Origin of the sequence: Demequina pelophila (genome assembly GCF_000971175.1) — a bacterium.
GTDB classification, from domain to species: Bacteria; Actinomycetota; Actinomycetes; order Actinomycetales; family Demequinaceae; genus Demequina; species Demequina pelophila.
Map to the genome: position 1 here is coordinate 26,643 of NZ_BBLY01000010.1, position 12,708 is coordinate 39,350.

12 protein-coding genes and 1 riboswitch are annotated in these 12,708 nt (G+C 73.1%); of the genes, 2 read left to right on the plus strand and 10 right to left on the minus strand.

Annotated elements, in window-relative coordinates; all coding sequences use genetic code 11:
- Positions 1-180 precede the first annotated feature (180 nt).
- Entirely contained in the window at positions 181-942 is a 762-nt protein-coding gene (locus AOM03_RS12075) for a hypothetical protein (protein WP_062381712.1), read from the plus strand.
- A gap of 124 nt (positions 943-1,066) precedes the next feature.
- Positions 1,067-1,681: a TetR/AcrR family transcriptional regulator gene (locus AOM03_RS12080; protein ID WP_062381714.1), complete on the plus strand. Its 615-nt coding sequence runs from the start codon at positions 1,067-1,069 to the stop codon at positions 1,679-1,681.
- A 58-nt stretch (positions 1,682-1,739) separates the two neighbouring features.
- Here AOM03_RS12080 and AOM03_RS12085 read toward each other — a convergent pair whose 3' ends face one another.
- The 10 genes from AOM03_RS12085 to dcd form a co-directional block, all read right to left on the minus strand.
- Positions 1,740-2,174 carry a heat shock protein transcriptional repressor HspR gene (locus AOM03_RS12085; protein ID WP_062381716.1) on the minus strand — a complete coding sequence of 145 codons (435 nt, stop codon included), beginning with the start codon at positions 2,172-2,174 and terminating at the stop codon, positions 1,740-1,742.
- A 58-nt stretch (positions 2,175-2,232) separates the two neighbouring features.
- Entirely contained in the window at positions 2,233-3,198 is a 966-nt protein-coding gene (locus AOM03_RS12090) for a DnaJ C-terminal domain-containing protein (protein ID WP_062381718.1), read from the minus strand.
- A gap of 26 nt (positions 3,199-3,224) precedes the next feature.
- Positions 3,225-3,821, minus strand: coding sequence for a nucleotide exchange factor GrpE (gene grpE, locus AOM03_RS12095; RefSeq protein WP_062381720.1), 597 nt, complete (start codon positions 3,819-3,821; stop codon positions 3,225-3,227).
- Positions 3,822-3,896: 75 nt separating this feature from the next.
- Positions 3,897-5,765, minus strand: a complete 1,869-nt coding sequence (dnaK, locus tag AOM03_RS12100) for a molecular chaperone DnaK (protein ID WP_062381722.1) — start codon at positions 5,763-5,765, stop codon at positions 3,897-3,899.
- Between the two features lie 278 nt (positions 5,766-6,043).
- Positions 6,044-6,757, minus strand: a complete 714-nt coding sequence (locus tag AOM03_RS12105; RefSeq protein ID WP_227589988.1) for a GNAT family N-acetyltransferase — start codon at positions 6,755-6,757, stop codon at positions 6,044-6,046.
- Between the two features lie 362 nt (positions 6,758-7,119).
- Positions 7,120-7,749, minus strand: coding sequence for an ABC transporter ATP-binding protein (locus AOM03_RS12110; RefSeq protein WP_062381777.1), 630 nt, complete (start codon positions 7,747-7,749; stop codon positions 7,120-7,122).
- A gap of 125 nt (positions 7,750-7,874) precedes the next feature.
- Positions 7,875-9,497 carry an ABC transporter permease gene (locus AOM03_RS12115; RefSeq protein ID WP_062381724.1) on the minus strand — a complete coding sequence of 541 codons (1,623 nt, stop codon included), beginning with the start codon at positions 9,495-9,497 and terminating at the stop codon, positions 7,875-7,877.
- 37 nt (positions 9,498-9,534) lie between these two features.
- Positions 9,535-10,641 carry a thiamine ABC transporter substrate-binding protein gene (locus AOM03_RS12120; protein ID WP_062381727.1) on the minus strand — a complete coding sequence of 369 codons (1,107 nt, stop codon included), beginning with the start codon at positions 10,639-10,641 and terminating at the stop codon, positions 9,535-9,537.
- A 20-nt stretch (positions 10,642-10,661) separates the two neighbouring features.
- A riboswitch (TPP riboswitch) is annotated at positions 10,662-10,780 on the minus strand.
- A gap of 32 nt (positions 10,781-10,812) precedes the next feature.
- Positions 10,813-11,922: a DUF2510 domain-containing protein gene (locus AOM03_RS12125; protein WP_062381729.1), complete on the minus strand. Its 1,110-nt coding sequence runs from the start codon at positions 11,920-11,922 to the stop codon at positions 10,813-10,815.
- Positions 11,923-12,082: 160 nt separating this feature from the next.
- On the minus strand, positions 12,083-12,658 hold the full coding sequence (dcd, locus tag AOM03_RS12130) for a dCTP deaminase (protein WP_062381731.1): 576 nt from the start codon (positions 12,656-12,658) through the stop codon (positions 12,083-12,085).
- Between the last annotated feature and the right edge of the window lie 50 nt (positions 12,659-12,708).

The window sequence follows — 12,708 nt, forward strand, 5'->3', positions numbered from 1 at the left end:
CTCCGGCTTCACTCCGGGTCGCTCCCTCGGGATGGCGGAATTTGTCCCATTCTCCCGAAGTCCCTGGTGCGAGCGGAAGGCTGGCCCATGAGAGATTCGTCACACCCGCCGACGTGTGCGGGCGCGAAAGATTTCGCGGAACCCGCGTCATAGCCACGGGGCCGCCGGCTCTCAAGGGGTATGAACGAGGTCGACGTCCCGGGAGCGGTGCCCCTGCTGTCGCGGTGGGAGGCCGCGAGCCTCGACTCCGTCTGGCTGGGCGACGACGACTGGTTCACGCCGGCCGTCGAAGCGCTCGCGGAGGCGCTCGAGGCCGGGGACGATGCGCGGGAGCCCGCGCGCCGGCTCGGCCGGGCCCGTGCGGTCGCCGGGGTGGGCATCGCCGAGGCGATCGACGACCTCGCCCTCGCGTACTCGCTCGGGGAGCGGGGCGACGCGCCCCTCGAGGTCGTCAAGGCGTTGTGCGAGGGCTGGAGCGACGGCGACGCCGCCCAGCGCGTCGAGCCTGCGGTGACCGATGCGGAATCCGGCCTGACGACGGGCCTGTACCTGGGGCAGCGGCTCGCCGAGACGTACGGGATCGCCCGTCGCGAGCGCGCCCAGGTCTCGGAGTCGTTCGCGCTGGTGATGGTCGACGTCGAGGTCGCCTCCGGCGACCCGTGGGGCCGCATGGCGCGCAGCGCCGCCGTGGGGCATGCGCTGCGGGCCAGCTACGGCGCCGGACACCCGATGTCGCGCATCGGCGACGGGCTCTTCGCGGTGCTCGTGCGGCGCGGCCCCGCGCTGGGGGCGGGGCTGGCGGCCGTCCGGGATCAGATCGCCCGGAACGCCGATCGCATGCGTGTGGGAGCCCTGCTGCGGCAGCCCCCGCGCATCTGGGTGGAGCCACTGCCGGATCGCCACGACTATGCCGTGGCGCTCCTGGACTCGCTCCGCCGCTGAGGGGGGCCGGGGCCGGCGCCGTGCTGAGGGCGGTGCCGGCCCCGATGGCACCCGGGGCAGTATCGGTCCAACGCTAGGACCTTCGACTGCCGCGTCGTATTTGTATGCGGCATAACATCGTGGCATGCTCGAAACGCCTGCCACGGACCTGCGCTCCCGCCTCCTCGAGGGCGCACTCGAGATCGTCAATACTCATGGGGCCGCGGGCCTCACCGTCCGTGCGGTGGCGAAGGCCGCGGGATGCTCCACCATGGGCGTCTACACGCACTTCTCCGGCAAGTCCGGGCTCATGGACGCCGTGGTCGAGTGGGGCTTCGACTCGCTCGACGAGGCGCTCGCGACCTCCTTCGACGCGCGCGGAGCGGGAGCCGATGCGCTCGTCGCCGCGAGCGAGGCGTTCGTCGAGTGGGGACTGACCTACCCGACGCAGTTCCAGGCGATGTTCGTGCCGGCCGCTCAGGGCTACGAGCCCGGCGAGCAGGCGCGCGTGCGCGCCGTCGAGACCTTCTACGGCCACCGCTCGCGGGTGGCCGCCGCGCTGTGCGGTCCGGATGCGGACCCGGCGCCCTGCCACGACGCCGCCGCGCGGCTGTGGGGCACGCTCCACGGGCTGGTGCTGCTCGAGCTCATGCACCGGTCGCAGGCCGAGCACGGGGTCGAGCGCCTCACCGACTGGCGGACCGCGGTGCGCTGGGCCGTGGCGGCTCTCGAGGCCGCGCCGGTCGCCGTCGAGGCCTGACCCGAGCGCCTCGCCCTTCCGGGGTCCGCGCCCTGGGCGTGTTCCGCGGTTGCGGGCGCTATTCGGCGGCCGCGGGCTCCTGCGTGCGGTGGCCAGCCCACAGCACGATGGTGCGGCCCTCGTCGCGCCGGGCACGTTGCCCACGCTCGACGATGACGACGTTGCCACTCGGGCCGGTGGTGAACACGCGTGAGCCGGTGTCCGCGCGCGGGCGCAGCCGCTCCACCTCGGTCTCGAGCTGCTGCACGCGGCGCGTGAGCGTGAGGATGCGCGCGATGCCGGCGAGGTTGATGCCCTCCTCCTGGCTCAGGCGCTGGATCTCGCGCAGCGTCGCCACGTCGCGCAGCGAGTAGCGGCGCCCGCCTCCCGGGCGGCGACGCGGCACCACCAGGCCCAGGCGGTCGTACTGGCGCAGCGTCTGCGCGTGCATGCCCGCGAGCTCCGCCGCGGCGGAGATGAGGAACACGGGCTCATCGACGTCGGGCTGCTCCATGGTCCACCTCCTTGCCGGTCACGGTAGCGGGTGCGTCGGGTCGAACGGGCCGTGCGGCTCAGCGCGCCGCGTCGGTGTACAGGGATGCGCGCACGTCGTCGTGGCCCGAGGCCTCGACGAGCGCGTCGAGCGCCTTGCGGGCGTCGCGCGAGAGCTTCTTGGGCACGGCGACCTCGATGGTGACCAGGAGGTCGCCGGTGCCCTTCTTCGACGTGAGGCCGTGTCCCTTCACGCGCAGCGTGGTGCCGGACTGCGTGCCCTGCGGCACCTTGACCCGGACCTGCTCACCCGTGAGGGTGGGCACCTCGATGTGGGCCCCGAGCACCGCCTCGTCGTAGCGCACGGGGACGCGGGCCTTGAGGTTGAGGCCGTCCGCGGTGAACACCGGGTGCTTGGCGACGTGCACGGTCAGCAGCAGGTCGCCGGCGGGGCCGCCGTTGCTGCCCGGGCGGCCCTTGCCGGGCACGCGGATCTTCTGCCCGTTCGCCACCCCGACGGGGAGACGGGTCGACACGGTCTGGCCGGACAGGCCCAGCTGGACCGTCGCGCCCTCCGCGGCCTGGCGGAACGTCACCTCGACCGCGGCGGCCACGTCCTGGCCCTTCTGCGGTCCCTGCTGGAAGCCCCCGCCGAACAGTCCGCTGAGGATGTCGTCGAAGCCGCCGCCCTGGCCGCCGAACTGCTGGCCACGGAACTGCTGGCCCCCGCGGCCGCCGCCGAACATCCCGCCGAACATGTCCTCGAAGTTGCCCGCGCCGCCGGGGCCGCCGGCCTGGAAGCGGGCGCCCCCGCCCATGGCGCGGATCTGGTCGTACTGCTGGCGCTCCTCGGCATTGGACAGCACGGAGTAGGCCTCGCCCACGTCCTTGAAGCGCTGCTCCGCGCCGGCGTCCCCGGGGTTGCGATCGGGGTGCAGGTCGCGGGCGAGCTTGCGGTACGCCTTCTTGATGTCCTCGGCGCTCGCGTCCTTGGAGACGCCCAGCGTCTTGTAGAAGTCCTTCTGGAACCAGTCCTGGCTGGCCATGGCGCCTCCTCTCTGTCAGTCGGGTGCTACTCGGGCTGGGCGACGATCACGCGGGCGGGGCGCACCACGCGCTCGCCCACCTGGTGGCCGGGCTGCGCCACGTGCTGCACGGTCGGCTCGGCGACCTCGGTGCTCGGCTGGGACATGAGGGCCTCGTGGTGCTGCGGGTCGAACAGGTCGCCCACGGCGCCGAACGAGCTCCAGCCCATCCGGCCCAGCGCCGCCTCGAGCTTCTCCGCGATGGACGCGAAGGGGCCCTCCGCGAGGTCGCCGTGCTCGCGCGCGGCGGCGATGTCGTCGAGCACCGGGATGAGCGCCTCGATTGCCTTGATGGTCGCCTTCTCGTGGATGAGCTCGCGGTCGCGGTCCACGCGCTTGCGGTAGTTCACGTACTCCGCCTGGAGCCGCTGCAGGTCCGCGAGGTGCTCGGCGGCCTTCGTGTAGGCGGCGTTCAGCGCATCATCCGCGCCCTGCTCGTCCGCGTTGAGGTCGTCGATTCCGTCCTCGTTCTCGTCGAGGAACGTGCCCTCGGGGACGTCCTTGCCCGCCTCGTTGAGGATGCGCTCGGCCTGGGCCACCGCATCGTCCTGCGGCTCGTCGGGCTGGGGGGTGGTGTCGGTCATGGCTGCCTTCCCGGTGGAGCGGCGCCGAGGGCGGGCGGCCCGGACCCGAAGGCCCGGCCACCCGCCCGGGGCGTGCTACTTCTTGTCGTTCTCGTCGTCGACGATCTCGGCGTCGACCACGTCGTCGTCCTGCGGCGCGCCGGCGGCGGTCTGGGCCGCGGAGTCCGCGGCCACGTTCACGCCCTCGGCCTGCTGCGCGGCGTAGACGGCCTCGCCGATCTTCTGCGCCTTCTCGACGAGCGCCTCGTGCGCGGTCTTGATCGCGTCGACGTCCTCGCCCTCGAGCGCGGTCTTGACCTCGGCGATGGCGGACTTGACGTCCTCCGCGACCTCGGCCGGGACCTTGTCCTCGTTCTCCGACAGGATCTTCTCGGTCGAGTAGGCGAAGGCCTCCGCGTTGTTGCGGGTCTCGGCGTCCTCGCGGCGCTTCTTGTCCTCTTCCGCGTGCTCCTCGGCGTCCTTGACCATGCGGTCGATGTCCTCCTTGGACAGGGCCGAGCCGCCGGTCACGGTGATCGACTGCTCCTTGCCGGTGCCGCGGTCCTTGGCGTGGACGTGGACGATGCCGTTGGCGTCGATGTCGAACGTCACCTCGATCTGGGGGACGCCCCGCGGGGCCGGCGCGATGCCCGACAGCTCGAAGGTGCCGAGCAGCTTGTTGTCGCGGGCGAACTGGCGCTCGCCCTGGTAGACCTGGATGAGCACGGAGGGCTGGTTGTCCTCGGCGGTCGAGAAGACCTCGCTCGACTTGGTCGGGATCGCGGTGTTGCGCTCGATCAGGGAGGTCATGACGCCGCCCTTGGTCTCGATGCCCAGGCTCAGCGGCGTGACGTCGATGAGCAGGACGTCCTTGCGCTCGCCCTTGATCACGCCGGCCTGCAGCGCGGCGCCCACGGCGACGACCTCGTCCGGGTTGACGCCCTTGTTGGGCTCCTTGCCGCCGGTGAGCTCCTTGACGACCTCGGTGACCGCGGGCATGCGGGTCGAGCCGCCCACGAGCAGCACGTGGTTGATCTCCGACAGCTTGATGCCGGCGTCCTTGATGACCTGGTGGAACGGGGCCTTGGTGCGGTCGAGCAGGTCCTGCGTCATCTGCTGGAACTGCGCGCGGGTGAGCTTGGTGTCCAGGTGGACCGGGCCGTTCTCGCCGATGCTGAGGTACTGCAGCGAGATGGTGGTCTGCTGCGAGGAGCTGAGCTCCTTCTTGGCCTGCTCGGCGGCCTCGCGGAGGCGCTGGAGGGCGGACTTGTCCTTCGACAGGTCGATGCCCTCGGTGTTCTTGACCTCCTTGACCAGGTGGTCGACGATCCGCTGGTCCCAGTCGTCGCCGCCCAGGCGGTTGTCGCCCGCGGTGGCCTTGACCTGGATGGTCGAGAACTCGTCCTCGTCCTTGCCCACCTCGAGGAGCGACACGTCGAAGGTGCCGCCGCCCAGGTCGAAGACCAGGATGTGCTCGTCCTGCTCGCCCTTGTTCAGGCCGTACGCGAGGGCCGCGGCGGTGGGCTCGTTGACGATGCGCAGCACGTTGAGGCCCGCGATGGTGCCGGCGTCCTTGGTCGCCTGGCGCTCGGCGTCGTTGAAGTAGGCGGGGACGGTGATGACGGCGTCCGTCACGGTCTCGCCCAGGTACTCCTCGGCGTCGCGCTTCAGCTTGCCCAGGATGCGCGCGGAGATCTCCTGCGCGTTGTACTTCTTGTCGTCGATCTCCTGCGACCACTCGGTGCCCATGTGGCGCTTGACCGACGCGATGGTGCGGTCGACGTTGGTGACGGCCTGGCGCTTGGCGATCTCGCCGACGAGCACCTCGCCCGTCTTGGAGAACGCGACCACCGACGGGGTGGTGCGGGCGCCCTCAGCGTTCGCGATGACGGTGGGCTCGCCACCCTCGAGGACCGACACCACGGAGTTGGTGGTGCCGAGGTCGATGCCGACTGCTCGTGCCATGTTCGTGCTCCTTCTGCGGCCAGGGTGCCGCGCTGAAATCTCGCGCTCGGAACTTGAGCGACTGAGACTCAAGTTAAGTCGCGGGGTGCGCGATGTCAAGCCGTGGGCGTAAAAGTTGAGCGAACTCTGCTCAAGTTCTGAGGAGGGGCTCGCCCGCCTTCTGCCCGCGCGCTGCCGCCCACCCAGCCCCGCCCGCGTCGGCGCAGCGGAATTGGTAGCTGGTGGTCGGTTTCGCGAGGTTGATGCACCTGAGGGGTAGGTGGTTGTCGTTCTCGCCGTCAGCGGAGGCGGCGAATGCGCTGCACCACGTTGTCGCACTCGCGGCGCGCGAATCCCAGGCGGTCGTACAGCGCGATCGCCGGGGCGTTGGCGGCTCCGGTGTGGAGAAAGGGCGTGCGGCCCGCGGACACGATCCCGTTCGCCACGTGCTCGATCAATGCGGTCGCGAGTCCCTGGCCGCGGTGCGACTCGCGGACGCACACGGCGCTGATCTCGGTGAAGCCGCCGGTCGTGAGCCGCTCGCCGGCCATGGCGACCAGCCGTCCGTCGTCTCGCACGCCGTAGTAGCTGCCGCACAGGTGGGTCTCGGGCAGGAACGGACCCGGCTGGGTCTCCTCGACGAGCGCCACCATGTCAAGCGCGTCATCGCTGCCCAGGCGGATGAGATCGCGTTGGAACGAGCCAAAGCCTGTCGGTGCGGTGAACTGAACGACGGGGAACTGCTCGACTTCCCAGCCCGCGGGCACCTGGTGCGGCCTGCCGAACAGGACCACCTCGTCGTCGCCGACGATCTCGGCGAGGTCTGTCCAGTCGGCCGCGGTCGGGTGCGGCGGCACGGCGGCGAACCTGGCGACCGATGGCCGGTACCGGACCGCGCGCCCCTCGGCGATCGCCAGGTGGGCGTGCGGTCCGCTGAGCGCGTGCCACACGGGCTGGTCGAGCTCGGGCTGGTCGAGCTGCGGCTGGTCGGGCTCGTCAGGCAGGTCAATCACGCGGCTCAGGGTAAGCGGCGTTCGCGGCCTCGAGGCGCCCCGAAGCGGAGTGCGCCGGTGTGCGTTGGTGCGCGCTAGCCGAATTCACGCGTTTTGGGCGGCGGACACTCCGGCGGTGCTGCTGGTGGTGGCGAGGGGAGGGGTGCCGCTGGATGTGCCGCGGGTGCCGGGTGCAGGGGTGGTGCGGCGCCCAAAGTGCATGAATTCGGCTAGCGAACGAGGCTGGACCCGGTCGCGTCGGCGGCTGTTGGTCGCCCAAGCGACCATGAGCTACCCCTGGCGCGCAGCAACCTTGCGAAACCGACCACCAGCTACCCATTCCGCGTTGGGGTGGGGCGGGCAGGGCGAGGCGGGGCCGCGGTTCAGTCCGCCAGCACCCCGTCGCGCATCCGCAGCACGCGGTCCGCCATCACCTCGGCCTCCGCGGGGTCGTGCGTCACCACGATGCCGGTGGTGCCCGTCGCGCGCAGGATCTCGCGCACCTCGACCGCGAGCCGGCCGCGCAGTTCGGCGTCGAGCGAGGACAGGGGCTCGTCGAGCGCGAGGAGGCGCGGCCGCGGCGCGAGGGAGCGAGCCAGGGCGACGCGCTGACGCTGGCCGCCCGAGAGTTCGGCGACGTCGCGGTCGCCCAGGCCCTCGAGCCCCACGAGCGAGAGCAGCTCCGCCACCCGCGCGCGGCGCTCGTCGCGCGCGATCCGCGCCATCTCGAGGCCGAACGCCACGTTGCGGGCCACGGTGAGGTGCGGGAACAGCTGCCCGTCCTGGAAGACCAGGCCGAACGAGCGCCGATGCACGGGCACCCGGGTGAGGTCGGCGCTGTCCCACGACACGGATCCGGCGCTGGGCTCGACCACGCCCACGATCGCTCCGAGCAGCGACGACTTGCCGCAGCCGGACGCCCCGAGCAGCGCGACGGTCTCCCCGCGCGCGACCTCGAGGGACACCCCGCGCACCGCCTCGACGGGCGGGCGGCCCGGATAGGTCACGCGCATGTCGCGCACGACGAGCCCGTCGCTTGCGGCGCCGGGCCGCCCCGCGCCCCCGGCGCGAGGGGCGCCCGCGCCCGACACCCCGGCGCGGGGGGCGCCCGCGCCTGGCACCCCGGCGTCCACCCCGCTCACAGCTCGGCCCCCACGCGGGTGCGAAGTCGATCGGACAGCAGCATGACGCCTCCGGTGATGAGGGCGAGGAGCACGGCGGCGGCGAAGGCCATGCCCACATTCTCGATGCCCGGTCGGCTCAGCAGTCGCGCGATCGCCGTGGGCAGGGTGGGACGGTCGGGTCGCGCGACGAAGACGGTCGCCCCGAACTCGCCCAGCGAGATCGCGAACGCGAACACCAGCGCCCCCGCGGCCGCGGAGCGCAGCAGCCGCGCGTCCACGTTCCACCACACCCGCCAGGGCGACGCGCCGAGCGTCGCGGCCGCGGCCCGAAGGCGCGGATCGATCGCGCGCGCGGCCGGCAGCAGGACGCGGAGCATGAGCGGGAGCGCCACCACCGCCTGCGCGATGGGCACGAGCCACCACGACGCGCGCAGGTCGACTCCCAGCACGCTGCGATTGAGGGTGAGCAGCAGCCCCAGGCCCACCACCACCGAGGACACGCCGAGCGGCAGCATCGCGACGCCCTCGAGCGCCGTGGCCCGCCGGGTGCGCGCCGCGACCAGCTGCGCAGTCACCAGCCCCACCGCGGCCGCGAGGGCCGTCGCGACCAGCGCGGTCACCACCGAGTTCACCGCGGCCTGCCACACCGGCACAGGCAGCACCCCGCGCGCCGGCTGGGCGAACAGCGCCGCGTAGTGGTCGAACCCGTGCCCGTCCGCGGTGCGCAGCGACCGCTCGACGAGCGCGGCCAGGGGCAGCGCCATCAGGAGCAGCGTGGGCGCCAGGGCGGCCGCGACGCCCACGCGCTCGAGCCCGCGCGGCCCGCGCGCGCCCCCCACCGCGACCGGCGCACGCCCGCGCCCGGCTCGCGCGCTCACCGCGAGCGCCACCCCCACGAACGCCACCTGCACCACCGCCAGCACCGCGGCCGCGCGCAGGTCGAGGAATTGGTTGACCTGCAGGTAGATCTCGGTCTCGATGGTGCGTACGCGCGACCCGCCCAGCACCAGCACGAGCGCGAAGGACGTCGAGCAGAACAGCATCACCACGGCGGCCGCGGACACGATCGCGGGCCGCAGCGCCGGCATCGTCACCCGCCAGAAGGCCCGGGCGCGGGAGGCGCCCAGGGTGCGCGCCGCATCGGCCAGGCGCGGGGAGAGCGCCTCCCAGGCGCCGCCCACGATCCGCACCACCACGGACACGTTGAAGAACACCAGCGCCAGGACGATCGCGACCGGGCTCTGGTCCAGCCCCCACGAGCCCAGCAGGCCCGAGCGCGCGAACAGCGCGGAGAACGCCGCCGCGACCACGATGGTGGGCAGCACGAACGGCACCGTCACCAGCGCGCGCACCCCGCGCGAGAAGCGCCACGAGAAGCGCGACAGCGCCCACGCCGCCGGGACGCCGAGCGCGAGCGAACCCGCCGTGCCCGCCAGGGCGAGGGCGACGGTGGTGCCCAGCGCGCGCATCGTCCGGGGTCGGGCGAGCACGGCGAGCGCGCCGCCCAGGTCCCCGCCCTCGGCGAGGCCGCGGGCCAGCACGGACCCGACCGGCCACAGGAAGAACAGCCCCAGGAAGGCGAGCGGCAACGCCGCGAGCGCCCACCAGAGGCGGGCGCTCGCGGGTGCGGGGTTCACGGGGCTCGAGGCGCGGGAGGGGCCGGGGCGGGCGCGGTCAGTCGAGGACCGCGGCGGTCCAGGCGTCGATCCACGCGTCGCGGTGCGCGTCGATGGTCGCCGGGTCGAGCGTGGCGGGGTCGTCCGCGAGGGGCGCGAACTCGGCCCACTCGGCGGGTACCTCGACCGACGAGGACACCGGGTAGACGTACATGTTCTCCGGCAGGGCCGCCTGGAACGCGTCGGAGAGCATCCACTCGACCACGGCCTGCGCGCCCTCGGGGTTGGCCGCGCCCTCGAGCACGCCCGCGTACTCGACCTGCCGGAAGCAGGTGTCGAGCATCGCGGCGGTCGCGGGCTCGCCGTCGGCGACCTCGTACGGCGGGGACGAGGCGTAGGACAGCACGATCGGGTAGTCCCCGCCGTAGTTGGGCGCGGAGAAGTCCGTGTAGTAGGTGTCCGACCACGAGGCGGTCACGCGCACGTCGTTCGCCCGCATGTCCTCCCACCAGCCGGCCCAGCCGTCCTCGCCGAACTCCGCGACGGTCGCGAGCATGAACGCGAGGCCGGGAGAGGAGGTCGCGGGGTTGGTGACGGAGACCTGGCCCGCGAAGGCCGGGTCGGTGAGGTCCGCGAGCGCGGGCGCCCCGTCGGGGAACGCCGCGAGGTCGTAGTTGAGGCACACGTCGGAGAAGTCGACGGCGGTCAGCAGGTCCTCGGCGCCCGGGATCGCGTACGCGGCGGCATCGCCCGCGGCCGATGCGGTGGGCGAGTAGGCGGCGAACACCCCCGCCTCGGTGGCGCGGGTGGCGAAGGTGTTGTCGACGCCGTAGACCACGTCGCCCAGCGGCGCGTCCTTGGTCAGCACGAGCTGGTTGACCAGGATGCCGGCGTCGCCGGGGGCGACGAACTCGACCGTGAGGCCGGACTCGGCCTCGAGGTCGGCGAGCAGCGCATCGTCCACGAAGAAGCTGTCGTGCGTGACGACCGTGACGGTGCCGGCGGCCTCGCCGGCCGTCGCACCGTCCGTGGCCCCAGTGGCGGGGGACGATGCGGTGGTCGCCTCGTCGGTCGGGTCCGGGGCCTCGTCGTCCGCCGCGCAGGCGGCGAGGGCGAGGACGGACGTGGCGGCGGCCGCGATCGCGGCGGTGCGCAGGATGCGCATGGGTGACCTCCTTGGTGAGGAGGGGACGAGACTCGACTCCCTACGCCGGTGCGAACCGGATCAGGTGCGAGGGTCTGCGGCGGGTCCGCACTCTCAGCGCTCTTGCTCCCTGGCGGGAAGCGCTCCCCTGTCGTGAGCCGCCAGGATAGCGCGCGGTCCGGGGCGTGCGGACTACTCGAACACGAGGGTGGCCGCGATGGCCCGCACGGTCGCCGCGCACTCGGGCACGAGCGCGCTGCCGATGCCGGTGACGATCGCCTGGGAGGTGCCGTCGTCGACCGCGGCCGCGCAGTGCTCGTACGCGAACTCGGCCTCCGGGTCGCGCACCACCGCGAGGTGGGCGTCGTACCCGGCGGCCACGGTGAGCGTCTCCACGGTGGCCGGGGTGTCGGAGGCGAACTCCACCATCTGGGCGGCGGTCTCCTGCGGCGGATACGCGTCGGAGTAGCGGTGGAAGGCGACGATGCTGAGGGCCAGCCCGTCGCCCGGGGTGGTCCACCAGCCCACCGACTCGAAGAACTCGCCCGGGCCCGGGCCGCCCTCGACCTCGCCCTCGGCGATTCGCTCCCACCCGGGGTCGACCGCGAAGGTCAGCAGGCCGGACGGCGCAGTGAGGGTGGTCCAGCCGTCGGGTGCGGTGGCGGGAGTGGCGGCTGATGCGGTCGCGGCCGATGCGGTCGCCGCCGAGGCGGGGGCGCTCGACGTCGGTGCGGGCGAGGCCGACGCAGGTGCGGGCGAGGCTGACGCCGCCGCGACGGCGCCCGCGTCGGCGGGGTCCTCCGCGGGGCCCGGGTCCGCGCCGAGGCCGGAGTCGCCCGAGGCGGGCTCGAGCGCGCCGAGAGCCACGTAGCCGGCCGCGGCCGCCATGAGCGCGCCGACCGCGATCGCCGCCGCCGTCAGCACCGGGCGGCGCGGGCCGCCCGTCGAGGCCGCGGTCGAGGGGCCGTGGCCGGACGCCGTGCCGGGCGCCGTGCCGGACGCCATGCCGGGCGCCATGCCGGGCGCTATGCCGGGCGACGCCGTTGCCGGCTCACCGGCGGCCGCTGCCGGCACCGAGCCCGGCGCGACCGCCGACCGGGGCGCCAGCGACTGTGCCACGCCCGACGGGAGGGTGTCCGCGCTCCAGCGCGTGCCGTCCCACCAGCGAGCCCGCGACGGGTCCTCGGGATCCGGGTACCAGGCCGCCGGTGCACGGCTCGCGGCGGCCAGCTCCGCCGCGCGTTGCGCGGTCGCGTGGTCCGCGAACGGGTCCGCGAAAGGGTCGTCCTGCTGCATCGTCATCCCCCCGGCTCGTGATGCGTACAGCCGGACTATAGCGACGTCATGCCAGGAAGATGGGTGAATGTGACGCGACTCACCGCGCACCGGTGGGTGAGGTGCGGCACCGGCACCGGCACCGGCACCGGCACCGGCGCCGGCGCCGGCACCGGTGCCCGCCCGCTCAGTCCAGGTCGATGCGGTGGAAGCTCTTCCAGCTGAGCGACGCGGTGGGGCCGCGCTGGCCCTTGTAGCGCGAGCCGTAGCGCTCCGAGCCGTAGGGGTGCTCGGCGGGGGAGGACAGCCGGAAGAAGCACAGCTGGCCGATCTTCATGCCCGGCCACAGGTTGATGGGCAGGGTCGCCGTGTTGGACAGCTCGAGCGTGACGTTGCCCTCGAAGCCCGGGTCGATGAAGCCCGCGGTCGAGTGCGTGAGCAGGCCCAGGCGGCCCAGGCTCGACTTGCCCTCGAGGCGCGCCGCGACGTCGTCCGGCAGCGTCACGGACTCGTACGTCGAGCCGAGCACGAACTCGCCCGGGTGCAGCACGAAGGGCCCGTCCTTGACATCGACCAGGCGCGTGAGCTCCGGCTGCTCGGCGGCCGGGTCGATCGCGGCGTACTTGTGGTTGTCGAAGACGCGGAAGTAGCGGTCGAGCCTCACGTCGATCGACGAGGGCTGGATCATCGCCTCGTCGTACGGCTCGAGGGCGACCCTGCCCGTGGCGATCTCCGCCCTGATGTCCCTGTCCGAGAGCAGCATGACGACACCCTAGTGGCGCCGCCGGGCCTCGCCTACCCCGGGTCCGATCC